At 44.1% G+C, this 26,070-nt stretch carries 27 protein-coding genes; all 27 read left to right on the top strand.

Annotated elements, in window-relative coordinates:
* Window positions 1-4 precede the first annotated feature (4 nt).
* The 27 genes from D8886_RS02120 to D8886_RS01980 all read left to right on the top strand — a co-directional run bounded on the left by D8886_RS02120 (window position 5) and on the right by D8886_RS01980 (window position 25,975).
* Window positions 5-910 (top strand): PTS mannose/fructose/sorbose/N-acetylgalactosamine transporter subunit IIC, encoded by a 906-nt coding sequence (locus D8886_RS02120; protein ID WP_002908421.1) that lies wholly within the window; start codon window positions 5-7, stop codon window positions 908-910.
* On the top strand, window positions 897-1,721 hold the full coding sequence (locus D8886_RS02115; protein WP_125383071.1) for a PTS system mannose/fructose/sorbose family transporter subunit IID: 825 nt from the start codon (window positions 897-899) through the stop codon (window positions 1,719-1,721). The genes D8886_RS02120 and D8886_RS02115 overlap by 14 nt, the downstream gene beginning before the upstream one ends.
* An 11-nt stretch (window positions 1,722-1,732) precedes the next feature.
* Window positions 1,733-2,137, top strand: a complete 405-nt coding sequence (locus D8886_RS02110; RefSeq protein ID WP_002894390.1) for a PTS sugar transporter subunit IIA — start codon at window positions 1,733-1,735, stop codon at window positions 2,135-2,137.
* A gap of 309 nt (window positions 2,138-2,446) precedes the next feature.
* Window positions 2,447-3,625: an SIS domain-containing protein gene (locus tag D8886_RS02095; protein ID WP_125434082.1), complete on the top strand. Its 1,179-nt coding sequence runs from the start codon at window positions 2,447-2,449 to the stop codon at window positions 3,623-3,625.
* A gap of 14 nt (window positions 3,626-3,639) precedes the next feature.
* Window positions 3,640-4,677, top strand: a complete 1,038-nt coding sequence (gene lacD, locus D8886_RS02090) for a tagatose-bisphosphate aldolase (RefSeq protein WP_125434081.1) — start codon at window positions 3,640-3,642, stop codon at window positions 4,675-4,677.
* A 24-nt stretch (window positions 4,678-4,701) separates the two neighbouring features.
* Window positions 4,702-5,748: an aldose epimerase family protein gene (locus D8886_RS02085; RefSeq protein ID WP_125434080.1), complete on the top strand. Its 1,047-nt coding sequence runs from the start codon at window positions 4,702-4,704 to the stop codon at window positions 5,746-5,748.
* Between the two features lie 560 nt (window positions 5,749-6,308).
* Window positions 6,309-7,307 carry a Holliday junction branch migration DNA helicase RuvB gene (ruvB, locus tag D8886_RS02080; RefSeq protein WP_125434079.1) on the top strand — a complete coding sequence of 333 codons (999 nt, stop codon included), beginning with the start codon at window positions 6,309-6,311 and terminating at the stop codon, window positions 7,305-7,307.
* A 131-nt stretch (window positions 7,308-7,438) separates the two neighbouring features.
* Window positions 7,439-7,882 carry a hypothetical protein gene (locus D8886_RS02075; protein ID WP_125434078.1) on the top strand — a complete coding sequence of 148 codons (444 nt, stop codon included), beginning with the start codon at window positions 7,439-7,441 and terminating at the stop codon, window positions 7,880-7,882.
* A complete protein-coding gene (locus D8886_RS02070; protein WP_125434077.1) occupies window positions 7,882-9,144 on the top strand; it encodes a hypothetical protein in 1,263 nt (420 codons plus the stop codon). The genes D8886_RS02075 and D8886_RS02070 overlap by 1 nt, the downstream gene beginning before the upstream one ends.
* Entirely contained in the window at window positions 9,126-9,518 is a 393-nt protein-coding gene (locus D8886_RS02065) for a hypothetical protein (RefSeq protein ID WP_125434076.1), read from the top strand. The genes D8886_RS02070 and D8886_RS02065 overlap by 19 nt, the downstream gene beginning before the upstream one ends.
* On the top strand, window positions 9,499-9,795 hold the full coding sequence (locus D8886_RS02060; RefSeq protein WP_125434075.1) for a hypothetical protein: 297 nt from the start codon (window positions 9,499-9,501) through the stop codon (window positions 9,793-9,795). The genes D8886_RS02065 and D8886_RS02060 overlap by 20 nt, the downstream gene beginning before the upstream one ends.
* A gap of 40 nt (window positions 9,796-9,835) precedes the next feature.
* Window positions 9,836-10,399: a nucleotidyltransferase family protein gene (locus tag D8886_RS02055; protein ID WP_125434074.1), complete on the top strand. Its 564-nt coding sequence runs from the start codon at window positions 9,836-9,838 to the stop codon at window positions 10,397-10,399.
* 275 nt (window positions 10,400-10,674) lie between these two features.
* Complete coding sequence (locus D8886_RS02050; RefSeq protein WP_125434073.1) at window positions 10,675-11,097, top strand: low molecular weight protein-tyrosine-phosphatase; 423 nt, start codon at window positions 10,675-10,677, stop codon at window positions 11,095-11,097.
* Entirely contained in the window at window positions 11,090-11,515 is a 426-nt protein-coding gene (locus D8886_RS02045) for an MORN repeat-containing protein (RefSeq protein WP_185761228.1), read from the top strand. Before D8886_RS02050 ends, D8886_RS02045 begins: the two co-directional genes overlap by 8 nt.
* On the top strand, window positions 11,505-13,310 hold the full coding sequence (locus tag D8886_RS02040; RefSeq protein ID WP_125434071.1) for an acyltransferase family protein: 1,806 nt from the start codon (window positions 11,505-11,507) through the stop codon (window positions 13,308-13,310). The genes D8886_RS02045 and D8886_RS02040 overlap by 11 nt, the downstream gene beginning before the upstream one ends.
* A gap of 304 nt (window positions 13,311-13,614) precedes the next feature.
* Complete coding sequence (gene adhE / locus D8886_RS02035) at window positions 13,615-16,269, top strand: bifunctional acetaldehyde-CoA/alcohol dehydrogenase (RefSeq protein ID WP_125434070.1); 2,655 nt, start codon at window positions 13,615-13,617, stop codon at window positions 16,267-16,269.
* 202 nt (window positions 16,270-16,471) lie between these two features.
* On the top strand, window positions 16,472-16,630 hold the full coding sequence (locus tag D8886_RS11755) for a shikimate dehydrogenase (RefSeq protein ID WP_125434096.1): 159 nt from the start codon (window positions 16,472-16,474) through the stop codon (window positions 16,628-16,630).
* 82 nt (window positions 16,631-16,712) lie between these two features.
* Window positions 16,713-17,393 (top strand): DUF6796 family protein, encoded by a 681-nt coding sequence (locus D8886_RS02025; protein ID WP_125434069.1) that lies wholly within the window; start codon window positions 16,713-16,715, stop codon window positions 17,391-17,393.
* A 116-nt stretch (window positions 17,394-17,509) separates the two neighbouring features.
* Window positions 17,510-17,686: an acetylxylan esterase gene (locus D8886_RS11750; protein WP_260469485.1), complete on the top strand. Its 177-nt coding sequence runs from the start codon at window positions 17,510-17,512 to the stop codon at window positions 17,684-17,686.
* Between the two features lie 281 nt (window positions 17,687-17,967).
* Window positions 17,968-18,642: an N-acetylmannosamine-6-phosphate 2-epimerase gene (locus D8886_RS02015; RefSeq protein WP_125434068.1), complete on the top strand. Its 675-nt coding sequence runs from the start codon at window positions 17,968-17,970 to the stop codon at window positions 18,640-18,642.
* Window positions 18,643-18,659: 17 nt separating this feature from the next.
* Window positions 18,660-19,577, top strand: a complete 918-nt coding sequence (locus D8886_RS02010; RefSeq protein WP_125434067.1) for a dihydrodipicolinate synthase family protein — start codon at window positions 18,660-18,662, stop codon at window positions 19,575-19,577.
* A gap of 83 nt (window positions 19,578-19,660) precedes the next feature.
* A complete protein-coding gene (locus D8886_RS02005) occupies window positions 19,661-21,199 on the top strand; it encodes a sodium:solute symporter family protein (RefSeq protein ID WP_125434066.1) in 1,539 nt (512 codons plus the stop codon).
* Window positions 21,199-21,651 (top strand): NanQ anomerase/TabA/YiaL family protein, encoded by a 453-nt coding sequence (locus D8886_RS02000; RefSeq protein ID WP_125434065.1) that lies wholly within the window; start codon window positions 21,199-21,201, stop codon window positions 21,649-21,651. Before D8886_RS02005 ends, D8886_RS02000 begins: the two co-directional genes overlap by 1 nt.
* A gap of 169 nt (window positions 21,652-21,820) precedes the next feature.
* Window positions 21,821-22,663, top strand: coding sequence for a MurR/RpiR family transcriptional regulator (locus tag D8886_RS01995; RefSeq protein WP_125434064.1), 843 nt, complete (start codon window positions 21,821-21,823; stop codon window positions 22,661-22,663).
* Window positions 22,660-23,556 (top strand): ROK family protein, encoded by an 897-nt coding sequence (locus D8886_RS01990; RefSeq protein WP_125434063.1) that lies wholly within the window; start codon window positions 22,660-22,662, stop codon window positions 23,554-23,556. The genes D8886_RS01995 and D8886_RS01990 overlap by 4 nt, the downstream gene beginning before the upstream one ends.
* Window positions 23,557-23,706: 150 nt before the next feature.
* On the top strand, window positions 23,707-24,030 hold the full coding sequence (locus D8886_RS01985) for a hypothetical protein (protein WP_125352373.1): 324 nt from the start codon (window positions 23,707-23,709) through the stop codon (window positions 24,028-24,030).
* Window positions 24,020-25,975, top strand: a complete 1,956-nt coding sequence (locus D8886_RS01980) for a V-type ATP synthase subunit I (protein WP_125434062.1) — start codon at window positions 24,020-24,022, stop codon at window positions 25,973-25,975. Before D8886_RS01985 ends, D8886_RS01980 begins: the two co-directional genes overlap by 11 nt.
* The last annotated feature ends 95 nt before the right edge of the window (window positions 25,976-26,070 follow it).

Genomic DNA, 26,070 nt, shown 5'->3' with positions numbered 1-26,070 from the left:
TGTTATGATACAATGGTGGCAAATTTTACTACTCACTTTGTACTCAGCTTATCAAATCTGTGATGAGTTGACCATCGTTTCGTCAGCAGGATCCCCTGTATTTGCTGGGTTCATTACTGGCTTGATTATGGGGAAACCAGTGACCGGTTTGTTTATTGGTGGTAGCCTGCAATTGTTCGTTCTTGGTGTAGGGACATTTGGTGGAGCTTCTCGTATTGATGCGACATCAGGTGCCGTTCTTGCGACAGCCTTTTCCGTAGCACAAGGCATTAAGCCAGAGTTGGCTATCGCGACAATCGCAGTACCGGTAGCAACTTTGCTGACTTACTTCGATATCTTGGGCCGTATGACAACGACTTATTTCGCGCACCGTGTGGATGCAGCAATTGAGCGCTTCGACTATAAAGGTATTGAACGCAACTATCTCTTAGGTGCCCTTCCTTGGGCTCTGTCTCGTGCCCTCCCAGTCTTTCTGGCTCTGGCATTTGGTGGAACATTTGTTCAAGCGATAGTAGATGGTGTTGCTGGTGTGAAATGGTTGGCTGCAGGTTTGACGCTGGCTGGTCGTATGCTTCCAGGACTCGGGTTTGCTATCTTGCTTCGTTACCTTCCAGTTAAACGTAATCTTCATTACTTAGCTCTTGGTTTTGGCTTGACGGCTATGCTGACTGTGCTTTATTCAAACATTCAAACTTTGGGTGGGGCTGTATCTAGTATTGTTGGAACTCTTCCAAAAGATGCTGCAATCACATTTGCCAACAACTTCAAAAGCTTGTCTATGATTGGTGTAGCTATCTTTGGTATCTTCCTTGCAGTACAGCATTTCAAATACAGCCAAAGAACAGTAGTTGCTGCTCCAGCTGCTAGCACAAAATCAGAAAGCGAGGAAATTGAAGATGACGAACTCTAATTATAAATTAACAAAAGAAGATTTTAAACAAATCAATAAACGCAGCTTGTTCACTTTCCAATTAGGCTGGAACTACGAGCGAATGCAAGGTTCTGGTTACCTCTACATGCTCTTGCCTCAGTTGCGTAAAATGTATGGTGACGGCACTCCAGAATTGAAAGAAATGATGAAATTGCATACGCAATTCTTCAATACATCACCTTTCTTCCACACCATTATTGCAGGTTTTGACCTAGCTATGGAAGAAAAAGACGGCGTTAAATCAAAAGATGCGGTCAATGGTATCAAGACAGGTCTTATGGGGCCGTTTGCTCCTCTTGGAGACTCTATCTTTGGCTCTCTTGTGCCAGCCATCATGGGATCTATCGCTGCTACCATGGCTATCGCAGGCCAGCCTTGGGGAATTTTACTTTGGATTGCTGTAGCAGTTGCTTATGATATTTTCCGTTGGAAACAGTTAGAATTTGCCTACAAAGAAGGGGTCAATCTCATCACCAACATGCAAAGCACTTTGACAGCTCTTGTTGAAGCGGCTTCTGTATTGGGGATCTTTATGGTAGGTGGTTTGATTGCTACTATGATCAACTTTGAAGTATCCTGGGTATGGAACATCGGTGAAAAAGCGATTGATTTCCAAGACATGATGAATCTGATTTTCCCACGTTTGATTCCAGCAGTCTTTACAGGCTTTATCTTCTGGCTCTTGGGCAAGAAAGGAATGAACTCTACTAAGGCTATCTTCATTATCATTATCATGGCAGTAAGCTTCTCTGCTATCGGCTACTTCCTGCTGGGACAAGTACCAGAGTAATGGAGTGATTTATGAGTAAGAAATTAGTTTTAGTCAGTCATGGTCGCTTTTGTGAAGAACTGAAAACAACTACGGAAATGATTATGGGGCCTCAGGAAGACATCCATGCAGTAGCCCTGCTTCCGGAGGAAGGTCCAGAAGACTTCGCAGCTAAATTCTTAGAAACGGTTAAAGATTTTGAGGATTACTTGGTTTTTGCGGATCTCTTGGGGGGCACTCCTTGTAATGTAGTCAGCCGCTTCATTATGGAAGGACAGGATATCGAGCTTTATGCGGGGGTCAATCTGCCCATGGTCATTGAGTTTATTAACGCTTCTTTGACAGGAGCAGAAGTCAGCTATCCATCCAAGGCAGCAGAGAATATTGTTAAGGTTAATGATGTTCTAGCTGGTCTAATGGATGATGAAGATGAATAAAAGCTTGAACAGCCACTTCTAGTTAGGTCAAGTCCTTGCGCTGTCAGCAGATGGGAGACTGCTAATAGGTAAAGATTGGCCACAGTGGATGATTCAAGCATATTGGTCTAAGAGGAATTTGGGAGATGCCTCTTGGCCTAGGGAAATGGATGGTTCAGCATTGCAAAATGCAGTCGCTGTCTGGCTTGAAAAAGCTTGTTAAAAGCATATTTCAAGCCAGACAGCGTTGCGGGGGTGGGACAGCGAGCCGAAAATCTTTGATTTTCTGGATTTCTGTCTCGCTCCCCTTTTTTCAAATGATGGAAAGGAATGAGAAAGAGAATGTTATATTATTCACAGGAAGAATTGCAGCGTCTGGGGGCTGACATTACAACGAGAGAAATCTATCAGCAGCCTGAGGTCTGGCAGGAAGCCTTTGACAGTTACAAGTCTCAGGCCGCAGACATCGCTGCTTTTCTGAAAAAAATCGAGGACAAACATGACTACATCAAGGTCATTTTTGCCGGAGCTGGCTCATCAGCCTATGTCGGAGATACCTTGACGCCTTATTTCAGGCAGATTTATGATGAGCGCAAATGGAATTTCAACGCTATTGCGACGACAGATATCGTTGCCAATCCCTTGGTACATCTGAAGAGAGAAGTGCCGACAGTGCTGATTTCCTTTGCTCGTAGCGGAAATTCCCCAGAAAGTGTAGCGACTGTGGACTTGGCCAAGCAGTTGGTAGATGACTTGTACCAGATTACCATTACTTGTGCTGCCCAAGGCAAGCTAGCCCAGCAGGCTCAAGGTGATGAAAAGAATCTTTTGCTCCTGCAGCCAGAAGCTTCTAATGATGCTGGATTTGCCATGACTTCTAGCTTCAGCTCTATGATGCTGACAGCCCTTTTGGTCTTTGACCGGGCTGAACTAGTCCAAAAGGAAGCCAAGGTTGCGGCTTTGATTCAGCTCAGTCAGGATGTTTTAGAACGCGTTGCAGATGTGCAGCAGCTGGTTGATTTGGATTTCAGTCGGGTCATTTATCTGGGAGCAGGGCCTTTCTTTGGTTTGGCACATGAAGCCCAGCTTAAGATTTTAGAGCTGACAGCCGGCCAAATTGCAACCATGTACGAAAGTCCAGTCGGTTTTCGGCATGGGCCTAAGTCGCTGATTAACCAAGACACAGTCGTTCTGGTCTTTGGTTCGACAGATGGCTATGCCAAAGCTTATGATTTGGACTTGGTGCGGGAAGTGGCTGGTGACGGGATTGTCCGCAGACTGGTCTTGCTGACTGACCGGGAGGAGCAGTTGGAAGGAGTCGAGCAAGTGGTGCTAAGTACCCAAGAGCCTCTGGGAGATAGCTATCGCATCTTCCCTTACATCGTTTACGCTCAGCTCTTTGCTCTCTTGTCCTCGCTCAAGGTCAAAAACCGTCCAGATACACCGTCTCCGACAGGCACGGTCAATCGTGTAGTACAAGGAGTTATCATTCACCCTTTTGAGGAGTAAGAGAAGGAAAAGTTATGGAGAAATTACAAATTAGCCACAAAAAAGTGAGCCATCTGAAAAAACTATCAGACGAGCAGGGGATTATCGGGGCTTTGGCCATTGACCAGCGTGGTTCGCTCAAGAAAATGCTGGCCAGCGGAGAAGATGCGCCTTCGGGTGACCAAGCTCTGGTTCAGTTCAAAGAATTAATCTCTAGTCAGCTAACATCTTATGCTAGCTCCATCCTGTTGGATCCAGAGTTCGGTCTGCCGGCAGCAGAACTGCGGGATGCGTCCTGCGGGCTGATAGTGGCCTATGAGAAGACTGGCTATGATGCGACAGCGGAGGGCCGCCTGCCGGATTTGCTGCCAAACTGGTCAGCTAGTCGCATCCGAGACATGGGCGCAGATGCCGTCAAGGTCTTGATTTACTATGATGTGGACGACAAGCCAGAAATCAACGACATCAAGCAGGCCTGGGTTGAGCGCGTGGGCAGTGAATGTTTGGCTGAAGACATTCCCTATTTTCTGGAGATTCTGACCTATGATGCGAAGAGTGACAGTGTCTTGGACGCTAACTATGCCAAGCTTAAGCCGCATAAGGTCAACGAGGCAGTCAAGCTCTTTTCAGATCCCCGTTATCATGTAGATGTCTTAAAGGTTGAAGTGCCAGTCAATATGAACTTTGTCGAGGGCTTCACCAAAGAAGGAGTTGAGCCAGTCTACAGCGTGACGGAAGCCCAAGCTTTCTTTAAAGAACAGTCAGATGCGACACACTTGCCTTTCATCTTCCTCAGCGCTGGTGTCAGTGCTGAGCTTTTCCAAGAAACGCTGCGGCTAGCCCATGAAGCGGGCTCACAGTTTAACGGAGTTCTGTGCGGACGGGCTACCTGGAAGGATGCGGTCTCAGTCTTTGCCCAAGAGGGAGCTGCAGCAGCTCGAGCGTGGCTGGACGAGACAGGTCGTCAGAATATCGAGGATCTTAATCAAGTCTTGCGCCAAACAGCAGTGTCTTGGGTGGACAAGCTTGACCTGCCTTTTGAAGACAGGACTTGGCAAGTTCGTGATTTTTAACAGGATAGATAAAAGAGGTTTGGTATGAAATCTTACCGAGAATCCATTTTTGGAAAGCTGGGCAGTCAGGAGATTCTGGCTTACACTTTTGAAAACGAACGAGGTTATCGTCTAACAGTCATGAACTACGGAGCAACCGTCATCAAGTATGTCACTCCTGATAAAAATAATCACTTTGACAATATCGTCATTAGTTTTGATCAGTTTGAGGACTATATTGGGAACAGTCCTAAGCACGGAGCCAGTATTGGTCCGGTTGCGGGTCGTATTGCCGGAGCAGCTTTTGAGCTGAATGGCCAGACCTATCAGCTAGAGGCCAATAATGGCTCAAACTGCAATCATAGTGGCTCAAGCGGTTGGGATAGTAGCATTTTTGAGGTGGAAGAAGTCAGCAATGACGGGCTTACCTTTTATACAGAGCGGACTGACGGAACTGGCGGCTTCCCTGGCAATCTGAAAATCTGGGTTTCCTACACCCTGACAGAGAAGGGCGAGCTGGAAATCTCCTATCAGGTCCAGACAGATCAGGATACCTTGGTCAATCCGACCAACCACAGCTATTTCAACCTGTCTGGTCGTTTCAATCAGCCCATTGATGACCATATCCTTCAGCTCAATACTGATGGTGTCTATCCTATCGCAACTGACGGCCTTCCCGAAAAAAAGGCTGATGCAGAGCGCGACTTTGTTAAGAAGCTGACTGAGGGCGCTTCCCTTAAAGAAATTTTCGATGCGACCGATGAGCAAATTCAGCTGGTATCTGGCTTAGATCATCCTTTTGCACTAAGCCCAAGCCGAGATCAGGTAGGGACGCTCTATCATCCAGCATCGGGCCGCCGCCTGACTATTGAGACTCAGGCGCCCTGCCTGGTGATTTATTCAGCGAATTGCGTAGATGATTCGGTTCAATTTGATGGACAGCCTATGATTCAGCATAATGGCTTGGCTCTGGAGACCCAGGCTCTGCCGGATGCCATTCACAGCAGCCAGCAGTCAGATGTCANTCTCAAGGCCGGTCAGATTTTTACCAGCAGGACAGTGTATTTTGCTGACGTAACAGCAACATTATAAAGAAACAATCGCGAAAGAGCACAGAAAACGGCAGTACCTCCTTCTGCCGTTTTTTTTGTACAGATTTCAGTGACTATATTTTCATAAGTAGCCAATCTTAAGCAAGGAAAAAGCTTCTAACATCAACAGTAAAAATCTTTTTTGCTAACTGAATTTTACTTTAAGTTTTCCTTAAGGTAAGACTGCTATACTTATTTCTATCAAATGAAGCCCCCTAACTTTGTTTGATAATCCTAAACTTTTTCATAATAATCTCCCATAAAGGCCACCCAATTCGGTGGTCTTTTTTTGCTCAAATTTTAGAATAAGACAGGAAGTTTATCGGATTGTAACTCAAATGTTAAATTTTAAAAGATACGTTATACAAAGTTAAGGTTTCTTTAAGTTAGGGGCAGTATACTATGAGTATCAAATGAAGACCTCCTAACTTTATTTGATAGAAATCCTAAACTTTTTCATAATAATCTCCCANAAAGGCCACCCAATCCGGTGGTCTTTTTTTGTGTTCAGACGTGGATTAGATTTGCTTCCTCTGGTTTATTTTCTGCTATAATAGTTCTATGAGTAGAATTTTAGATAATGAATTAATGGGTGATGAGGAATTGGTGGAGCGCACCTTGCGTCCCCAGTATTTACAGGAGTATATTGGTCAGGATAAGGTCAAGGATCAGCTGAAAATTTTTATTGAAGCGGCTAAGCTAAGGGATGAGGCGCTGGATCACACCCTGCTTTTTGGCCCTCCAGGTCTGGGGAAGACGACCATGGCCTTTGTCATTGCCAATGAACTAGGTGTTAATCTCAAGCAGACTTCAGGTCCGGTGATTGAGAAGTCTGGTGATTTGGTTGCGATCTTAAATGACCTTGAGCCGGGTGATGTCCTCTTTATAGATGAGATTCACCGCTTGCCAATGGCAGTAGAGGAAGTGCTGTACAGCGCTATGGAAGACTTTTACATCGACATTATGATTGGCTCAGGTGAGACCAGTCGCAGTGTCCATCTGGATTTGCCACCGTTCACTCTGATTGGGGCGACCACTCGGGCAGGCATGCTGTCCAATCCTCTGCGTGCTCGCTTTGGAATTACGGGTCACATGGAGTATTATGAAGCTGGCGACTTGACTGAAATTGTCGAGCGGACGGCAGAGATTTTTGAGATGGATATTACCCACGAGGCTGCGAAGGAGCTGGCTCTGCGTAGCCGAGGCACACCGCGGATTGCCAACCGTTTGCTCAAGCGGGTCCGGGACTACGCGCAGATTATGGGCAATGGCCTGATTGATGCTAAGATAACTGACCAGGCTCTCTCCATGCTGGATGTGGACCAGGAAGGGCTGGACTATGTGGACCAGAAGATTTTGAAGACCATGATTGAGATCTACGGTGGCGGTCCCGTGGGGCTGGGAACCCTCTCGGTCAATATTGCTGAGGAGCGTGAAACAGTGGAGGACATGTATGAGCCTTACCTGATTCAGAAAGGGTTTGTCATGCGGACACGGACTGGGCGCGTGGCTACCCGTAAAGCCTATGAGCATCTAGGATATGAGTATATGAAGGAATGACGGAGACGTTGTTTCTTTTTTCATACATCAGAACAATATATTGTAGAATTATTATTTGCTCTAAAGAACATTATTCTATTATACTTTGCTTTAGAAATTATAGTATAATAGCGATAAAGGAGAAAAAGCTTATGGCAAAATCTAGATATATGAGCAGATTCAAATGGCTCATTGTTATTGTATTGTTGACTATCATTACTGTAGGAGGTATTTATATGTTTACCTTGAACAAAAAGTCCGAAGAAGAGCGTCGCAACAGAGAGTATGAAGTCAGTCTAGTAAAGGCTTTGAAGAATTCTTATGAAGGGATTGAGGAAATTGAGATAACAGAACCCTACTATACTGATAAACCAGGTTCTTGGTCTTGTGATGTAAAAATACGATTTAATAATGGAGAAAAAATAATTTATGGAATAAATCATAAATTGTATAGTAAAGAAAATCATGATGGACTAATGAAAGGAAAGACAGATGAAGAAATTGATCAGCAATGGAAGATGCTTCAAAGTCATAGGGGAAAAACTTCATCCAAAATATTAGTTATCTATTCTAATAACGAGAGAGGAGAAGTATAATGTCGTTTAATTACACAGATGAACAATTGAATGGTTTGAATCAGGATTATGCTGTCTACAGTGTGAATAAAGATTTTTCAGATCGGAATAAACAGAAATTAGTGACGTCTAATCCAAAGAATAGTAACGAAACCAACACTATTACGACTTCAGATGGTCAGGAATTTCGTGTTATTGCGACTAAGGCAGATCCTAAGACAGGTTTTGATGGTATGGCCGTTGCGCCAATTGTTAACGGACTACCTGACTATAAGAGTGTGGCTGTAATTTCGGCAGGAACGGATCCTAAAAGTCCAGTTAACAAGTTGGGTCCGCTTACGCGTGATGCCGCTGGTGCAGTTGGAGCCAGACAAACATACTTATCTCCTCAATATAAGGTGGCGGATCAATTTGTCAAAGAGATTATGGATAATCCTCAGTATGAAGTAAGTAAATTATCTGGTTATTCTCAAGGAGCATACATGCTTAAATTGGGGGCAAAGTATCATATTCCAACAACCACTTTTAATGCTTGGTTTAAATATGGAGCTTTGACTGAGGAAGAAAAACAGTTTCTGGAAAAGAACTCTGCTATGTTTGTGGATTACCGTAGAAAGAATGATGACGTAGTCCGCTATAATGATTTTAATCATCCTGAATGGTTTACTAGTCAAAATGATATATCAAATTCTATTCCCAGAACTATATATTGGGTAGATGGAACTAGTCATAGAATTGATGAATGGATATTTGACCCTGTAACTGGACAGGTGATTGATAGCAAGGGAGGTAAACCTTTAGTCAGCGGGCTCTATAAGGCTTATGCTGATAGTTTGAGTAGAATGCAGCGTTATAAGGAATTAAAAACGAGGTGGGCTTCCAATCGTATTAGTGGAGCAGAACAGATTTATCTGGATGCTGTACAGGGACAGATTTTGTCTTCTAGTATGATGAACGCAGCGCGTATTGGAGCGGAAGAGTTATTGAAATTATCTGAAGAGGCAAACAATCAAGTAGCGAATCTCTGGTCCAAAATTGACTTTACTAACTATACAGAACTATCCATTGAAGAAGTAGAAGCTATCTATGCTAGTCAAGGTGTTACAAAAGACCAATATGTAGATGGATTTCAGAGTGAAACCAATCATCAAGTTGCTAAAATGGCTGATCCAGCGACAGCTTTTGAACGACTAAACGGGCAGCTTCAGGAAGCTATTGAAAAAGTACTGGCAACAGATGCAGGATTGGCGGAGGAATTTAAACGATGGAAAGAAGAGATGTAACTTGGGAAGATGTAAACAGAAAAGAACGAGAATTGACTGAGTTTGAAGATAAATATCGTCATGAAAAAAAGTTATTTGAGAGGAATGAGAAAGAACTTTATGACCGCTTCAGGGAATTCGGGAATTTAGTAGATGAGGAGATAGAGAAAATGACTTATGTTTTGGAGAGGTTTTCGGTTTCTTCTGAGGATATGCAGGACTATTTCTCTAACATGGAAAATCTAATGTTGGAATCCCAAACTGTTTATAATCAACAAACTATAAAATTAGATGAAAAACAACTCGAATGCGAAAAAGCTTTCCGAAAGAACAGGGATAAGCTAGAAGAAGAATATTATCAGATGAGGAAGAGATATGAGAGCTCCAATAAATGAATATTATACAGACAAGGAATATGAATTTGCTTTGAAAGAGATGCGAAGGATAATGGAACGCAAGCGTGCATTAGCGGAAGCTCAGGCTGCGCAGAAAGCTCGTGAAAAAGTGAAGAAAGAATTTCAGACTAGAGCCAAGCAAATTGCACTTGAAACAAAGACAACGATTATCAACATCAGTAGTCAAATGGATACTGCTATCCGGGGTAATATCCTACAAAGATTAGAAATGTATGTTCCCAATATGCTAGCAAAATATGATGATATAGGTAAGTGATAAAGTGAAGGGGAATGCTAATATCCAACATGAGACGAAAATGGAACAGATTGCCTTAAATCAACTAGGTCAGGATCCAGACATCCGAGCGATTTTGGAAATTATTCGCAGTCTGGAGCTCAAGGATTCTTGGTTAGCGGCTGGATGTGTGAGGAATTTCATCTGGAATATGCTGTCAGAGCGACCAGGTTTTGACTCAGAGACGGATGTAGATGTCATTTTCTTTGATCCGACTTATGCTGAGGCAGAGACGATAGAGCTGGAAGCCAAACTCAAGGCAGACTGGCCACAGTATCGATGGGAGCTCAGAAATCAAGCCTATATGCACCGCCATAGTCCTGGAACAGCGCCTTATAAAAATGCTTGCGAAGCCATGAGTAAGTATCCTGAGCGCTGCACGGCTATCGGACTGCGCTTGCTGGCAAATGACAAACTGGAACTTTTTGCTCCCTATGGTTTGGAGGATATCTTAAACTTTCAGGTCAGACCGACTCCTCATTTTCTTGAAAATAAGGAGCGCCAGCGTGTCTATTCTGAGCGCTTGGCTAAGAAGAATTGGCAGAAACGCTGGCCCCATCTGGAATACCACTATCCTGATAAATAGGTACAAGATAAGAGTAAAATGTTTAAGTTATTTTAAGGAAGTTTTAAGGAATGGATATTATACTATAACCAAGTTAAGAAATTAACTTAACTCCTAAAACTTTTTTCTTTTTAAAAAATAATCTCCCTACAAAAAGCCACCAAACGGTGGTTTTTTGCTATTTTCAGACATGAGAGGGACAGGGCTTGCCAGTTTTCAACGAGAATCAGGAAACTGTAAACGATTCAGAACTAGTTTTTGCCATTATTTTGTTATAATAGATAGCGAGGTATTGTATGAAGAAAATTGTATTTGTATGTTTGGGCAATATCTGCCGCAGTCCGATGGCAGAGTTTGTCATGAAGAGTTTAACAGACCAACTGAAAATCGAGAGCCGGGCAACCTCAAGCTGGGAGCACGGCAATCCCATTCATCGGGGAACACAGGCTATTTTTAAGAAATATGCTATTGCTTATGATAGGAACAAGACTTCTCGGCAGATTTCAGCAGCGGATTTTGCGGATTTTGACTACGTCATCGGTATGGATGAGAGCAATGTTCGAGATTTGAAGCGGATGGCGCCTGAAGATTTTCAGCATAAAATTTATCAGTTTGAAGAAGAAAGTGTACCAGATCCTTGGTACACAGGAGATTTTGACCAAACCTATGATTTGGTCTTGGCTGGCTGCAAGAAGTGGCTAGAGCGTTTGGATGGATAGGAATATGGATAAAGTAAAAGAATTTTACGATAAATACAAGGTCTATCTGACCCGGCAGAATTTAGAACTCTTGGCTGTCACGGTCATTGTACTGTCAGCTATTCTGGTCTTTACTTCGGGGATTCCTGGTAATGGCGTTTTAACGTTGGATCAGGGAAAGATCAAGTATGACGGAACCTTGGTTCGCGGGAAGATCAACGGTCAGGGGACTATGACTTTTCAAAATGGGGATAGTTATAGCGGTCAATTTCGCAATGGCATCTTTGACGGCAAAGGAACCTTTACCTCGCAGGCTGGCTGGAAATATGAAGGGGACTTCAGCAAGGGTCAGGCCGATGGACAAGGAAAGCTAACGACAGAAGGCAATGTCGTTTATGAAGGAACGTTTAAACAAGGAATTTATCAAAATGCGCATTAAATGGTTTTCGCTCGTCAGAATCACGGGGCTGCTTCTAGTTCTGCTTTATCATTACTTCCAGGGCGTTTTCCCTGGCGGTTTTATTGGCGTGGATATCTTTTTTACCTTTTCTGGCTTCTTGATTACCGCTCTGCTTATTGACGAGTTTGCCAAGAAGAAAGAAATCGATATCCAAGGCTTTTTCAAACGGCGTTTTTATCGGATTGTACCACCTCTGGTCTTTATGATTTTGGTCGTTATGCCCTTTACTCTCTTGATACGTAAGGATTTTGTGGCTGGGATTGGGACGCAGATTGCGGCTGCTTTGGGCTTTGTGACCAACTTTTATGAAATGCTATCAGGCGGCAGTTATGAGAGTCAGTTTGTGCCGCACATCTTGATCCATACTTGGAGTCTGGCTTTAGAAGTGCACTATTATGTTCTTTGGGGCTTGGCTGCTTGGGGCTTGGGCAAGGTTGCCAAGTCAACAGCCCGCTATCGCGGTATGATTGCGCTGGTTTCTGCAGGTCTCTTTTTGGTCAGCTTTGTATCAATGTTTGCTGGCGCTTTGACCACTAAGAATTTCTCTGATATTTATTTCTCAAGTTTGACCCACGTCTTTCCTTTCTTTGCAGGAAGCATCCTGGCTACCTTGTCTGGTGTCGGCCATGTCAGCAGTCGCTTTAAAATGCTGGAGCAAAAGTTGGCTCTCAAGCAAGTGCTAGGAATTATGGGGGGCAGCGCAGCTATTTTGCTTTTGCTCAGTTTCCTACTCAAGTTTGATAATCTTTGGACCTACCTGGTAGGATTTTTGATTTCGACTATCTTGGCCTGTCTGATGATTTTGGCTGCTAGAATGCTGCATGATAAGCTTCCTGATGTGAAGGAGCCTAGCCCTATCAACTTTATCGCAGATACCAGCTATGGTGTTTATCTCTTCCACTGGCCATTCTATATTATCTTTACCCAGCTGATGAGTAACGGTTTGGCTGTTCTCTTGACCACGCTGCTGTCTCTTACTTTTGCAGCCTTGTCTTTCTATATCTTGGAGCCAACTCTTGCTGGTCGTCAGCCGGTTATCATGGGAACCAAGATGGATCTGTCATCTCTCACTAGACCAATTTTTTACAGTATGATTCCGTTGACTTTAATCATGTTCTTTATCTCGGTGACAGCACCAAAGGTCGGAGCTTTTGAGGAAAGTTTGATTGTCAACGCTCTGAATCAAGCAGACACTAAGATGCAGACAACTCGCAGCCAGGTTGATCAGTCCAAGGCTACTGAGTACAATGTGGCGGACGGGATTACTATGATTGGTGACTCGGTTGCCCTGCGCTCAAGCGATCAATTGCAGCAGATCTTGCCAGGAATCGAGCTAGATACTGTCGTTAGCCGCAGTTTGAGCACAGGCTTGGAGGTCTACAAGACAGATATTGCTAATAGGGTGCTGAAGAAGCAGGTTATTCTGGCTCTTGGAACCAATTCGTCCGGTTACTCGAGTGAACTTTTGGATGAATATGTTTCCAGCCTGCCTAAAGGTCATCAACTGATCCTCGTGACTCCTTATGACGGTCGCTCAGAGGGCGGTGTCTTGGCCCAGCAGCGGGAGTATGAGCTAGAATTAGCCAAGAAGTACGACTATGTCTTTGTAGCTGACTGGCATCAGACCGCTATTGATAACCCACAGATTTGGGAAGGGACAGACTATGTCCACTTTGGCTCGAACTCAGAGTCCATTATAGAGGGTGGAACCCTCTATGCCAATACCATTAAGCAAGCCATAGATGAAGCCAATTCAGGTAATGTGAAACCATAAATAATCAGCTCGGTCCATCCGAGCTTTTTATGTCTAAATCAAGAAAACGCTTTCATATATTATGTGAAAACAAAAGTATGTGAAAGCTCTAAAAAATTAAAAAATTTTTTCACAAAATAGACAAAAATAATCTGATAAATAAGCGCTTATTGTATAACATTCACAAAATAATAGAGAAAAGTTTGTGAATGTTAAGTGAAAGTGTTTACAAAAATCATTAAATAGGTTATAATTAAATTGTGAAATATTTAACAAAGGTTAGAGTTCTTCATCTAACCTAAGGCAAAACCATTGGAGGAATAGAATGGCTGAAAAGAAGAAAACGGTAGAACAAGAAGACAAGGCTTTGGCAGCGCAAAAGCATGTTGATGAATTGGTGCAAAAAGGTCTGGCTGCACTAGAGGAAATGAGAAAGCTGAATCAGGAACAGGTGGACTACATCGTAGCCAAGGCCTCTGTAGCAGCTTTGGATGCCCACGGTGAGTTGGCCCTGCACGCTTATGAAGAAACAGGCCGCGGAGTTTTTGAAGACAAGGCAACGAAAAACCTTTTCGCCTGTGAGCACGTTGTGAATAATATGCGCCACACGAAGACTGTTGGCGTGATTGAAGAAGATGATGTAACTGGTTTGACCCTGATTGCGGAGCCAGTGGGTGTTGTCTGCGGTATCACACCGACTACCAACCCGACTTCAACAGCGATTTTCAAATCTTTGATTTCTTTGAAGACTCGTAATCCGATCATCTTTGCTTTCCACCCATCGGCTCAAGAATCTTCTGCTCATGCAGCACAAATCGTGCGTGATGCAGCGATTGCAGCAGGTGCGCCTGAAAACTGTGTGCAGTGGATTACAGTGCCATCTATGGAAGCAACTTCTGCCCTCATGAACCACGAAGGGATTGCGACGATCCTTGCTACAGGTGGTAATGCAATGGTGAAGGCAGCTTACTCATGTGGTAAGCCAGCTCTGGGAGTTGGTGCCGGAAACGTACCAGCTTATGTGGAAAAATCCGCTAATATCCGTCAAGCAGCTCATGATATCGTTATGTCTAAGTCCTTTGACAATGGTATGGTCTGTGCCTCTGAGCAAGCGGTTATCATTGACAAGGAAGTTTATGATGAATTTGTAGCAGAGTTCAAATCTTATCATACTTACTTTGTAAATAAGAAAGAAAAAGCTCTGTTGGAAGAATTCTGCTTCGGTGCTAAGGCAAATAGCAAGAACTGTGCTGGTGCTAAGCTCAATCCGGATATCGTTGGTAAGCCAGCTACTTGGATTGCAGAGCAAGCAGGTTTCAGCGTGCCAGAAGATACGAATATCTTGGCTGCAGAGTGTAAAGAAGTTGGTGAAAAAGAGCCATTGACACGTGAAAAATTGTCACCTGTCATTGCTGTGCTCAAGTCTGAATCCCGTGAAGACGGTGTTGAAAAAGCCCGTCAAATGGTAGAATTCCATGGTCTTGGTCATTCAGCTGCTATCCATACAGCGGACGAAGAGTTGACCAAGGAATTTGGTAAGGCTGTCCGTGCTATCCGTGTTATTTGCAACTCACCTTCTACTTTCGGCGGTATCGGGGATGTTTATAATGCCTTCCTGCCATCACTGACTCTGGGCTGTGGATCTTATGGTCGCAACTCAGTTGGTGATAACGTTAGTGCTGTGAATCTCTTGAACATCAAAAAAGTAGGAAGACGTAGAAATAATATGCAATGGATGAAACTCCCTTCAAAAACTTACTTCGAGCGTGACTCTATCCAATATCTGCAAAAATGTCGCGATGTGGAACGTGTCATGATCGTAACAGACCATGCTATGGTAGAGCTTGGTTTCCTAGATCGTATCATCGAACAACTTGATCTTCGTCGGAATAAGGTTGTTTACCAAATCTTTGCAGACGTAGAGCCAGATCCAGATATCACAACAGTTGAACGTGGTACAGAGATTATGCGTACCTTCAAACCTGATACAATCATCGCGCTTGGTGGTGGTTCGCCAATGGACGCAGCTAAAGTAATGTGGCTCTTCTATGAGCAACCAGAAGTGGACTTCCGTGACCTTGTGCAAAAATTCATGGATATCCGTAAACGTGCCTTCAAATTCCCGTTGCTTGGTAAGAAGACTAAGTTTATCGCAATCCCTACAACATCTGGTACAGGTTCAGAAGTAACACCGTTTGCCGTTATCTCTGATAAGGCTAATAACCGCAAGTACCCAATCGCTGACTACTCTCTGACTCCAACTGTAGCCATTGTAGACCCAGCTCTGGTACTGACTGTTCCAGGATTTGTCGCAGCGGACACTGGTATGGACGTGCTGACTCACGCAACAGAAGCTTATGTATCTCAGATGGCCAGCGACTTTACAGATGGTTTGGCTCTCCAAGCTATCAAACTCGTCTTTGAAAATCTGGAAAGCTCTGTTAAGAATGCTGATTTCCACTCTCGCGAAAAGATGCATAATGCCTCTACTATTGCTGGTATGGCCTTTGCCAATGCCTTCCTGGGAATTTCCCACTCTATGGCCCATAAGATTGGTGCTCAGTTCCATACGATCCATGGTCGTACAAATGCGATCTTGCTGCCATATGTAATCCGTTACAACGGTACACGTCCAGCTAAGACAGCGACATGGCCTAAGTACAACTACTACCGTGCGGATGAGAAATACCAAGACATCGCTCGCATGCTCGGCTTGCCAGCTTCTACTCCAGAAGAAGGTGTTGAATCATTTGCGAAAGCTGTTTATGAACTGGGAGAACGTGTCGGTATCGAAATGAACTTCAAAGCTCAAGGTATTGACGAAAAAGAATGGAAAGAACATTCACGCGAATTGGCCTTCCTTGCTTACGAAGACCAATGTTCTCCAGCCAACCCACGCCTTCCAATGGTTGACCACATGCAGGAAATCATCGAAGACGCTTACTATGGCTACAAGGAACGCCCAGGACGCCGCAAATAAGCGAGCAGCTTCCTCAATTAAAAATAAGACAGTCTGTCGGTTATCCCCTAGCCTTTGGTGGGGGATTTTTCTATGTATCTTAGCGAGGCAAGACCGTCGGTCGAAGCCGAGCTTAGAGATATTGATGCTGAGGAGCGGAGCGACGTGAGCGCTATGTGTCTTAATGAAACGCGTCCGTAGGACAAAGTTGAGTCATAGAGCAGTGGATGCAGTTTTGTCCCTTGGGACAAAAGCTGTACACCTTGAAGAAACACATAGCCAGGCAAGACCTCTGGTCGAAGCCGGGCATAGAGACATGGATGCTGAGGAGAGGAGCGACGTGAGTGCTAAGTCTCTTAACGAAAGGAGCTTGCTGGGGTAAAAAGACGTAAACCTTCTGACTACTTGTGATTGAGTGAGCTTTTGTGCTAAGATAAGGAGACAATGGAAAAAAGGAGAGTAATGTGATTTTTTTATCTTTATGGGCTGGGCTGTTGAGTGGTCTTTGCTGGTTATTGGGGGATGTTCTGCTGGTTGGTTTTGAGGTAGACAAGGAAAGTTATGCCTCTTTTACGGAGCAGAGTCGGATTGGCAATAAGAATCTGGCTATGCTGATGTTATCTGGCTCTGTCGGTCGGCTGCGTCTGGGCGCTCTGGTGGCTAACTTCTCAATCCCTCTTATGTTAGTCTCGCTTTATGCTCTCTTTGGTTTGACAAATAAGGGCTTGTGGGCTTATCTGTCAATAGCCTTGTTAGGAATTGGATTTGCCCTGTCACCCGTGGCACATGTGGCCTTTTACTACGTTGGGATCATCAGCAAAAAGGCTTATAAACGAAGTAACGGACAGGTCTGCTCAGACGAAGACAGCGGGCTTATCAATGAAGCAGTGCTCTTTCTAGATATAACCTGGCGGACAGCTATCGCCCTGACAGGTCTAGGCTGGTTCGTTTACTCACTGCTAATAGTTAGCGGTCAGACAATATTGCCTGCTTATCTGGGGCTGCTGACTCCTTTACCGCTCAGTCTGTTAACTATCTTACTGGTAGAAAAGCTTAGAATCGGACGCCCCTACCTTAACGGAGCCGGCCTAAACATAGGATTTAGTTTGTTTTATTTGCTGCTTCTGCTTCATATGGGTTCTTAGGCGGCGAATCGGTAAAATTTCAGAAAAAACAGAAAATCTATATATTAATCTATTGAAGATTTCCTCTTTCTATGGTATGATGAAAGAGGTCTCAAGAATCGTTGGGAGGATAAGACATGAAAAACCCTACTTTACTTAAAGAAATGTTACATTATCGCGGAAGAGATGAAATGCCCGACGATTTTGATACCTTTTGGAATCAATACGTGCGGAGGTTTGCTAATTGGCACTCTGCTGATTTAAACTTCAAATATGGGGTTTTAAATAAGCTAGTTGAGCTTAGTGTTTGTTAGCTTTGATTCCTTTAAGACTGGAAGTCTACAAAACTGCTTCCCCCCTGGGACTAGGCATTTGCCTAGTTCTTTTTAGTTGTAGAAAAATGTTGGAACAGCCACGAAAAGAAAAAATATTTTAGCTATATTCGTCTGTATAAGTTTCAAACTGAGATAAAAAAAGTAATACTCAAAAGGAAAGTACTTTCTAAAAGTAAAATCATATTGAAACTAATTGCAATAAATGTTAAGATAATAAATGTAAAGGCTTACAATAAATAAGTAAGGAGGATAGGAATCAAATGGAAGAGTTGAGACATAAGTTAATTGTGTCGTGTCAGGCTCTACCAAACGAACCATTACATAGCGACTTTATCATGGCTCGTATGGCAGTGGCGGCCAAAGAAGGAGGTGCTAGCGGAATTAGGGCTAACTCGGTTATAGACATCAAGGCTATTAAAGAAGCGGTGGATTTGCCAGTTATTGGGATTATCAAAAGAGATTATCCAGATGCTCAGGCTTTTATTACAGCAACTATGATAGAAGTAGATGAGCTGATGGAAGCCCATCCGGAGATTATCGCTTTAGATGCGACAAATTCCAGCAGACCTCAAGGAGAGAGTTTAAAAGCATTTTTCCAGAAAGTCAAAGAAAAATATCCTCAGCAGCTTTTGATGGCTGATTGTTCAACTCTTGACGAGATGCTGGAAGCTGATCGAATGGGATTTGATTTTATCGGAACAACCTTGGTAGGCTATACTAGTCAGAGCAAGGGAGATAAGATTGAAGCTAATGACTTTGAAATCATCCGAAAAGCTTTAGCTGAGATTCAGCACCCTCTGATTGCTGAGGGGAATATTGATAGTCCTGAAAAGGTGAAAAGGGTTCTAGAGCTGGGAGCCTTTAGTGTAGTAGTAGGATCTGCCATTACACGGCCGCAGCTGATTACAAGGAAGTTTGCAGACGCAACGAAATAATAGAAAAGAGGAAGAATATGTCAAAATTAGAAAAATATGAAGGTGTCATTCCAGCCTTTTATGCTTGTTATGATGAAGCAGGAGAAGTAAGCCCAGAACGTGTGCGTGCTTTGACTCAGTACTTTATTGATAAGGGAGTTAAGGGTGTCTATGTTAATGGTTCTTCTGGTGAGTGTATTTACCTCAGTGTAGCAGACCGGAAAGTGATTTTGGAAAATGTCATGGAAGTGGCTAAGGGCAAGCTGACAGTTATCGCTCATGTAGCCTGCAACAACACGAAGGACAGTGTGGAACTGGCTAAGCATGCTGAAAGTTTGGGTGTTGATGCCATCGCTGCTATTCCTCCTATTTACTTCCGTTTGCCCGACTATTCTATCGCTAAGTACTGGAACGATATGAGTGCAGCAGCTCCGAATACTGACTTTGTCATCTACAATATTCCGCAGCTGTCTGGAACGACCCTGACACCAGCACTCTATGCGGAAATGCGTAAAAATCCACGAGTTATTGGGGTTAAAAACTCTTCTATGCCGACTCAAGACATTCAAATCTTTGTCGCAGAAGGTGGGGAAGATCATATTGTCTTTAATGGTCCAGACGAACAGTTTATCAGCGGTCGAGTTATTGGTGCTAAGGCCGGAATTGGCGGAACCTATGCTGTGATGCCTGACCTCTTCCTCAAGCTCAACCAACTCATCATTGACAAAGATCTGGATCGTGCTAAAGAACTGCAACATGCGATTAATAGTGTGATTTACAAGATGGTCAGCGGTCGAGCAAATCTCTATGCTGTTATGAAAGAAATTCTTCGTCTCAATGAGGACTTGGATATTGGCTCTGTTCGAGCACCGTTAGAGCCTCTATCTGAGGGAGACTATGCAATTGCCAAAGAAGCAGCTGCTATGATTAAGCAGGTAAGAGAAGACTTCTTATAATATAAAGAGTGTAACACCAGAGTTCAGGGCAGGCTTAGACTGCCCACCCCACGCTCTGGATATGAATAATATGGAGAAATTCTATGGGAAATGTTGGTTTTACCACAATCGATATGATTATTCTGATTGTGTATTTACTAGTTGTTCTGGTAGCAGGTTTGTTGTTCTCGAAAAAGGAGATGCAGGGTAAAGAGTTCTTTAAAGGTGATGGAACGGTACCTTGGTATGTAACATCTGTTTCCATTTTTGCTACATTGCTAAGTCCGATTTCCTTTATGACACTGGCGGGGAACTCTTATGCAGGGACTTGGTTGCTCTGGTTTGCCCAGTTGGGTATGATTTTTGCCATTCCAGTGGCTATTCGTTTCTTCTTGCCGATTTATGCACGTCTGGATATTGATACAGCCTATGACTACCTGCAAAAACGTTTTGGTTCTAAGGCCTTGCGGGCTTTGTCAGCTGTCTTCTTCATCATCTATCAAATCGGCCGCATGTCCATCATTATGTATCTACCTTCAGTGGCTCTGGCTACTCTGACGAAGATTGATGTCAATATCTTGATTATCGCGATGGGTGCGATTGCCATTGTTTACTCCTATACCGGTGGTGTCAAGTCAGTTCTGTGGACAGACTTTATTCAAGGTTCAGTACTCTTGATTGGTACAGTTGTAGGGCTTTTCTTCCTAATTGCCAATCTCAAGGGTGGCTTTGGCGATATTGCTAGTGAGCTGGCCAGCGGTAAATTTATCTCAGGAAAAGAAACTATTTTCAATCTTAACTTGCTGAAAGATTCTATTTTCCTAATTATCTTGGGCTCTGGTACCAATACCCTGTCCTCTTATGTATCTTCGCAAGATATCGTTCAGCGCTTTACGACAACTCAGAATGTGAAGAAACTCAATAAAATGATGTTTACGAACGGAGTTTTGTCAATCTTTATCGCCTCTGTCTTTTATCTGATTGGTACAGGCTTATACGTCTATTATCAAGTACAGCATCCAGGCAGCGAGGGCAGCTCTATTCCTCAAGACCAGATCTTCACTTACTTTATTGCCTATGGTCTTCCAGTTGGGGTGACCGGTGTCCTGATTGCAGCCATTTATGCGGCGGCTCAATCTACCATTTCGACTGGTCTTAATTCCGTAGCGACTTCTTGGACGCTGGATATTCAAGATGTTGTATCCAGCAATCTGGACGACAAGAAACGGACTAAAATTGCTCAATATGTTTCTCTAGGTGTAGGAGTCTTCTCCACAGTAGTTTCAATCGTGATGGCTCATACAGGTATTACATCGGCCTATGTTTGGTTTAATGGCTTTATGGGCTTGGTGCTAGGTGTCTTGGGAGGAATCTTTATTCTGGGAATCTTCACCAAGCGTGCCAACCTCAAGGGAGCTTATGCAGCTATGATTGCTTCCAGTATTGTCCTGCTAGTCATCAAGTACGCTCTACCAGCAGAAGCCGTTAGTATCTGGGCTTATTCCTTGATTTCAATTGTTGTTTCCTTGATTGTAGGCTATGTGGTTTCCGTCTTAACCGGAGGCAAGGCTGCGCCAGAGAATACAACAGTTTACGATATTGCAAGCATTCACGCAGATAAATCCTGGGAGGTACGGCACTAATGGAACTAGTTCAATATAAAGGAGCAGCTGTTGAGAGAGACATTCAGCATCCTGCCTTAAAAAAAGTCTTGGAGTTTTTAAAGACACATGATGTCAGCCAAGATGAAAAGGGCAATCACCCTGTGTCTGATGATTTCTTTTACAATGTCATTGAAATGACGACTACGACCGAAGATAAACGGGTCTGGGAAAGTCATAGGGAATTTTACGATGTGCATCTGATTTTTGAAGGAAGAGAGCGCATCCACTATAACTTTTTGTCCAATATGGAAGAAGGGGATTATGATGCGGAGGGAGACTGGCAGCAGATGTCCGGCCAAGCTTTGTTTGACCTGATATTTACTCCTGGCAACCTGCTCTTGCTGGATCCTAATGACGCCCATAAGACTGGACTGATAGCTGAAGAAGCCGGCCCCATCCGTAAGGTTGTCTTTAAAGTAAAAATTGTATAAAAGGCTGCGGGCGGGATGAGAAAGACGGATTGTTCTTAACATGCTGCCCCAGTTTTTTTAGTTAGTTTTGAACTTTATTTTCTGCTGGAGAATTCTAGCAAGGAAGGGTTGGAATTACTTTTGAGAAAGTGGTAAAATAAAGAAAATAGTTGCAGGAGGAAAGTGTCTGATGGTTTCTTTGGAAAAAAACATTTTGCCAGTGATTGAGTCTGTATATGGCAGTCTGACACACCTGGAAAAGAAAATTGCAGATTATTTTCTGTCTGACGGGGCACTGACAGCTGATTTATCGGCTCAGGCTGTGTCTCAGAAGCTCTATGTCTCTGTGCCTTCTCTGACTCGCTTTGCCAAGAAATGTGGCTTTTCAGGCTATCGGCAGTTTATCTTTGAATTTCAGGAATCCAGCTCAGAAAGTAAAAATGTCAGTCGGGATTTGACCAGAAATGTCTTGTCTGATTATGGCGAATTGCTCAATAAGACTTTTTCCTTGATTGATGAAGAACAGTTCTTGCGCGTGGGGGATATGCTCAACAATGCTGGCCGAGTCTATATCTACGGACAGGGAAGTTCAGGCTTAGTGGCTCGGGAAATGGAGTTTCGCTTCATGCGGTTGGGAATGGTTTGTAAGGCCATTACGGACGACCATATGATTCGGGTGAATAGAGTCATGCTGGATCCAGACTGTCTGGTTATTGGAATTTCCATATCTGGTGAAACTAAAATTATCACGCAGGCTATTCAGAGTGCTAAAAAAGTCGGAGCCAAGACTGTGCTGGTAACTTCCAATAACAGCGACGATTTGAGGCAGCAGTGTGATGAACTGGTCTTAGTAGCTGTCAAGAAGCACTTGGCACAGGGCAATAATATCTCTCCTCAGTTTCCGGTTTTAGTCGTGATGGACATTTTCTATGCCTATTATATGGATTTAGACCGAGATCATCGCAGCCAAATCTTTACAAATACACTTTCGGCTTTAGAAGAAAATCAAGAAGACAAGGAGCATGAATCGTGAATATTGTTGGAATAGATATCGGTGGGACAACGATTAAAGCAGATCTCTATCAGTCTGATGGACGTAGTCTAAATCAATTTCGAGAAGTTGCTACTGAGATTGACTTTGAAAAGAAAACGAATCAGATTTTAGAACAGGTTTGCCAGTTAATAGCATTTTATAAGGAGAAGTTTGAGCTAGATGGAGTAGCGATTTCATCTGCTGGTGTAGTTGACAGCCAGGCTGGGAAAATCAGTTACGCTGGCTATACCATTCCAGGCTATATTGGAACGGATTTCCGTAGTCGGATTTTAAAAGAATTTGGTTTACCGATTGCGATTGAAAATGATGTTAATTGTGCTGCTCTTGGTGAGGCTTGGCTAGGTGCTGCCAAAGGTCATGCTTCTGCAGTTATGATTACTGTCGGTACAGGCATTGGCGGTGGCATTATCTATGATGGAAAGATTGTCAATGGATCCACCTATACCGCTGGTGAGGTAGGCTATCTGCCTATGGAAGATGGACAGGACTGGCAATCTCTGGCCTCAACAACTGCCTTGTTAGCATTATACAGCCAAAAGACAGGTGAGCAAGGCCATACTGGGCGTAGTTTTTTTGCAGCGGTAGACCAGGGAGATAAGCTGGCGCAGGAAACACTTGATATATTCTTGGGCCGCCTAGCTAAAGGTCTCTTAACCCTGTCCTATATTCTAAATCCAGAGGTCTTGATTGTCGGAGGCGGCATATTAGCTAGATCTGAGCTTATTCTGCCACGTCTTGAAAGTCTGATGAAGCAGCAAGTAGTAGATCCGCGCTTTTTGCCTAAAAACTTAGTGGCAGCAGCTCTAGGGAATGAAGCCGGACGATTAGGCGCTGTTCGACATTTTCTGAATCAGGAGAAAAACTCTGTTTGAAAAAGATGTTTTCAGAAAGAATATGATATAATTTATGCAAGTACGAAGCTGTATTCCAGAAGATGACTATACCAGATGCTGGACTGTCAGCCAGGAATGCAGATTTTAAAATCCGTTTTCGAAGGTTTTTGAAAACGAGGGGGTGAATAGATGGCCAATGAAACACTTGAAAAAATGCAGGAAATTGAAACTGCTGCAGAAGAAGTTTTGATGGGCTACAGGAAGCAGACTCAGGAGCTGCGACAGCAGGTAGATGAAAATCTCAGGCAGCTGGGTCTGACCTATGACAATGAAACGCAGAAGCTGGCAGAAGAATTAACCGCGTCTTCCCAACAAAAGTTGGTGCTCCTGCAGCAAGACTTGGAGCAGACAACCCAGCAAAATGAGGCCAAGGTTGCGGCTGCGTTGACGGACAAAAAAGCAGACTTGGCGCGAGCCATTGTAGAGAAGGTGGTAGAAGCCTATGGCCATTAGTCAAATGCGGCAGCTGTCTCTGCTTCTGCCCAAGGAACTGCTGGATCAGCTTCTCTTTTACCTACAGGGGTTAGAGTCGGTTCAGATTCATGACCTGCGGCAGGAAGAGGACTGGCAGGCAGCCTTTGAGCAGGCTTTAGTCGGCCAACCGGATCGGCAGCTATCTCAGCAGGATTTGCTCAGTCGTCAAGAAAAGCTCGAGAGACTGATTGCAGAGCTGGAGCCCTTTATGCCCAAAAAGAAACTGTTGGAATCCTTAAAAGAAGAGCCTTTGGAATTATCCTTTGCTGCTTTGGAACAGGCAGGGAAGGCTCGCGATGAGGTGGCGCTGTTAGAAGGAATCAGCAAGCAGCTCAAGGTCTTGCAAGAGGCCAAAGGTCAGATAGAAGCTGACCGCTTGGAAGTGGCTGCGCTGGAGAGGTGGGAGCCACTGGAGCTAACACCGCAAGCAGCTGCGACTTTCAGCCATCTGGGAGCTTTGATTGGGACGATTCCTAATACTGACGACGATGCTCTGCGCCTGACTCTGGGAGCACATCCTGACCTGAAGTTTCAGGAAGTCTTTACCGATGATACGGAGCACGGGGTTCTTATTTTTTACAAGACAGGCTCTCTGGAAGAAGTTCGCAAAATCTTGAAAGAGTACGGCTTTAAGCCTTTTGAGTATGACCATGAGGAACTGCCTGCTGATCGGATAGCCCAGCTCAAGGCCAATATTCGACAGCATGAGGCGGTGGCAGATGCTATGACCAAGAGTCTGGCAGCTTCCAAGAATGAACTGGATCAGCTCAAGGTTCAGCTGGACTATCTCTGCAATCTCTCCTCCCGCCAAGAAAGTAAAAATCAGTTAGCCAGTACGCAAAATCTGGCGGCCTTGGAAGGCTGGATCGAAAGCAATCAAGTTCAAGCTCTTGAGGCTTGCTTGACGGAGCAGTTTGGCCAGAGCATTCTCATCCAGACCAGAGAGATTCGACCGGATGAGGAAGATAAAGTTCCGACCAAGCTAAAAAACAATGCCTTGGTGGAGCCCTTCGAGCTAGTGACAGAGATGTATTCCTTGCCTAAGTACGGTGATAAGGATCCAACCCCCGTCGTTTCCCTATTTTATTTTGTATTCTTTGGCATGATGGTTGCGGACATCGGCTACGGCCTTTTGCTCTTTGTGGGCACCAGCCTGGCGCTGCACTTCTTGCATGTCAAGCCGGGATTGGCTAAGAATCTACGATTCTTCCGCTTGTTGGGTGTGGCAGTCATCATCTGGGGACTGGTTTATGGCTCTTTCTTTGGCTTTGAACTGCCCTTCGCTCTGATTAGCACCAGCTCCGATGCCATGACGATTCTGGTTATTTCGGTCGTCTTTGGCTTTGTTACAGTGCTGGCGGGCCTCTTCCTCAGCGGTCTGAAAAATATTCGCCTCAAGGATTATGCAGAAGCTTATAATGCAGGCTTTGCTTGGGTGTTGATTTTGCTGGGGCTGCTGCTCTTGGCCTTGGGGAATTTCTTCCCATCCTTGGCTTTTGCGGCAACGATTGGTCAATGGCTGGCCATCATCAACGCTCTGGGCATACTGGCAGTATCCATTGTCAGTGCTAAGAGTTTGGCAGGGCTGGGGTCAGGTCTCTTTAATCTCTACAATGTCAGTGGTTATGTAGGAGACCTTGTCAGCTTTACAAGGCTGATGGCTCTGGGGCTTTCGGGGGCCAGCATTGGCTCGGCTTTTAACTTGATTGTCAGCCTCTTTCCACCTGTCGCTCGCTTTAGCATTGGTATTCTGCTCTTTATTGCCCTGCATTTGGTCAATATGTTTCTATCTTTTCTGTCCGGCTATGTGCACGGAGCACGTTTGATTTTCGTGGAATTCTTCGGGAAATTTTACGACGGCGGCGGCAAGCCTTTCACTCCGCTCAAGCCTAGTGAAAAATACGTTCAGCAAAGCAAGAAATAAAGATTAGGGACTATGATAAGAGATGAGAAACTCATCTTTTGAAATACATTTTCTAGAACATCAAAATAAGCAACATTCATTCAACTAGCTGTTGG

The sequence above is a fragment of the Streptococcus sanguinis genome (genome assembly GCF_003943655.1).
GTDB classification, from domain to species: domain Bacteria; phylum Bacillota; class Bacilli; order Lactobacillales; family Streptococcaceae; genus Streptococcus; species Streptococcus sanguinis_F.
This window is presented reverse-complemented; position numbering and strand designations above follow the sequence as displayed.

What these genes read in the sequence shown, in the direction of transcription:
- D8886_RS02120 (WP_002908421.1), top strand. Translation starts at nt 5, where the DNA reads ATGATACAATGGTGGCAAATTTTACTACTCACTTTGTACTCAGCTTAT.
- D8886_RS02115 (WP_125383071.1), top strand. Translation starts at nt 897, where the DNA reads ATGACGAACTCTAATTATAAATTAACAAAAGAAGATTTTAAACAAATC.
- D8886_RS02110 (WP_002894390.1), top strand. Translation starts at nt 1,733, where the DNA reads ATGAGTAAGAAATTAGTTTTAGTCAGTCATGGTCGCTTTTGTGAAGAA.
- D8886_RS02095 (WP_125434082.1), top strand. Translation starts at nt 2,447, where the DNA reads ATGAGAAAGAGAATGTTATATTATTCACAGGAAGAATTGCAGCGTCTG.
- lacD (WP_125434081.1), top strand. Translation starts at nt 3,640, where the DNA reads ATGGAGAAATTACAAATTAGCCACAAAAAAGTGAGCCATCTGAAAAAA.
- ruvB (WP_125434079.1), top strand. Translation starts at nt 6,309, where the DNA reads ATGAGTAGAATTTTAGATAATGAATTAATGGGTGATGAGGAATTGGTG.
- D8886_RS02075 (WP_125434078.1), top strand. Translation starts at nt 7,439, where the DNA reads ATGGCAAAATCTAGATATATGAGCAGATTCAAATGGCTCATTGTTATT.
- D8886_RS02070 (WP_125434077.1), top strand. Translation starts at nt 7,882, where the DNA reads ATGTCGTTTAATTACACAGATGAACAATTGAATGGTTTGAATCAGGAT.
- D8886_RS02065 (WP_125434076.1), top strand. Translation starts at nt 9,126, where the DNA reads ATGGAAAGAAGAGATGTAACTTGGGAAGATGTAAACAGAAAAGAACGA.
- D8886_RS02060 (WP_125434075.1), top strand. Translation starts at nt 9,499, where the DNA reads ATGAGAGCTCCAATAAATGAATATTATACAGACAAGGAATATGAATTT.
- D8886_RS02055 (WP_125434074.1), top strand. Translation starts at nt 9,836, where the DNA reads ATGGAACAGATTGCCTTAAATCAACTAGGTCAGGATCCAGACATCCGA.
- D8886_RS02050 (WP_125434073.1), top strand. Translation starts at nt 10,675, where the DNA reads ATGAAGAAAATTGTATTTGTATGTTTGGGCAATATCTGCCGCAGTCCG.
- D8886_RS02045 (WP_185761228.1), top strand. Translation starts at nt 11,090, where the DNA reads ATGGATAGGAATATGGATAAAGTAAAAGAATTTTACGATAAATACAAG.
- D8886_RS02040 (WP_125434071.1), top strand. Translation starts at nt 11,505, where the DNA reads ATGCGCATTAAATGGTTTTCGCTCGTCAGAATCACGGGGCTGCTTCTA.
- adhE (WP_125434070.1), top strand. Translation starts at nt 13,615, where the DNA reads ATGGCTGAAAAGAAGAAAACGGTAGAACAAGAAGACAAGGCTTTGGCA.
- D8886_RS11750 (WP_260469485.1), top strand. Translation starts at nt 17,510, where the DNA reads ATGAAAAACCCTACTTTACTTAAAGAAATGTTACATTATCGCGGAAGA.
- D8886_RS02015 (WP_125434068.1), top strand. Translation starts at nt 17,968, where the DNA reads ATGGAAGAGTTGAGACATAAGTTAATTGTGTCGTGTCAGGCTCTACCA.
- D8886_RS02010 (WP_125434067.1), top strand. Translation starts at nt 18,660, where the DNA reads ATGTCAAAATTAGAAAAATATGAAGGTGTCATTCCAGCCTTTTATGCT.
- D8886_RS02005 (WP_125434066.1), top strand. Translation starts at nt 19,661, where the DNA reads ATGGGAAATGTTGGTTTTACCACAATCGATATGATTATTCTGATTGTG.
- D8886_RS02000 (WP_125434065.1), top strand. Translation starts at nt 21,199, where the DNA reads ATGGAACTAGTTCAATATAAAGGAGCAGCTGTTGAGAGAGACATTCAG.
- D8886_RS01995 (WP_125434064.1), top strand. Translation starts at nt 21,821, where the DNA reads ATGGTTTCTTTGGAAAAAAACATTTTGCCAGTGATTGAGTCTGTATAT.
- D8886_RS01985 (WP_125352373.1), top strand. Translation starts at nt 23,707, where the DNA reads ATGGCCAATGAAACACTTGAAAAAATGCAGGAAATTGAAACTGCTGCA.
- D8886_RS01980 (WP_125434062.1), top strand. Translation starts at nt 24,020, where the DNA reads ATGGCCATTAGTCAAATGCGGCAGCTGTCTCTGCTTCTGCCCAAGGAA.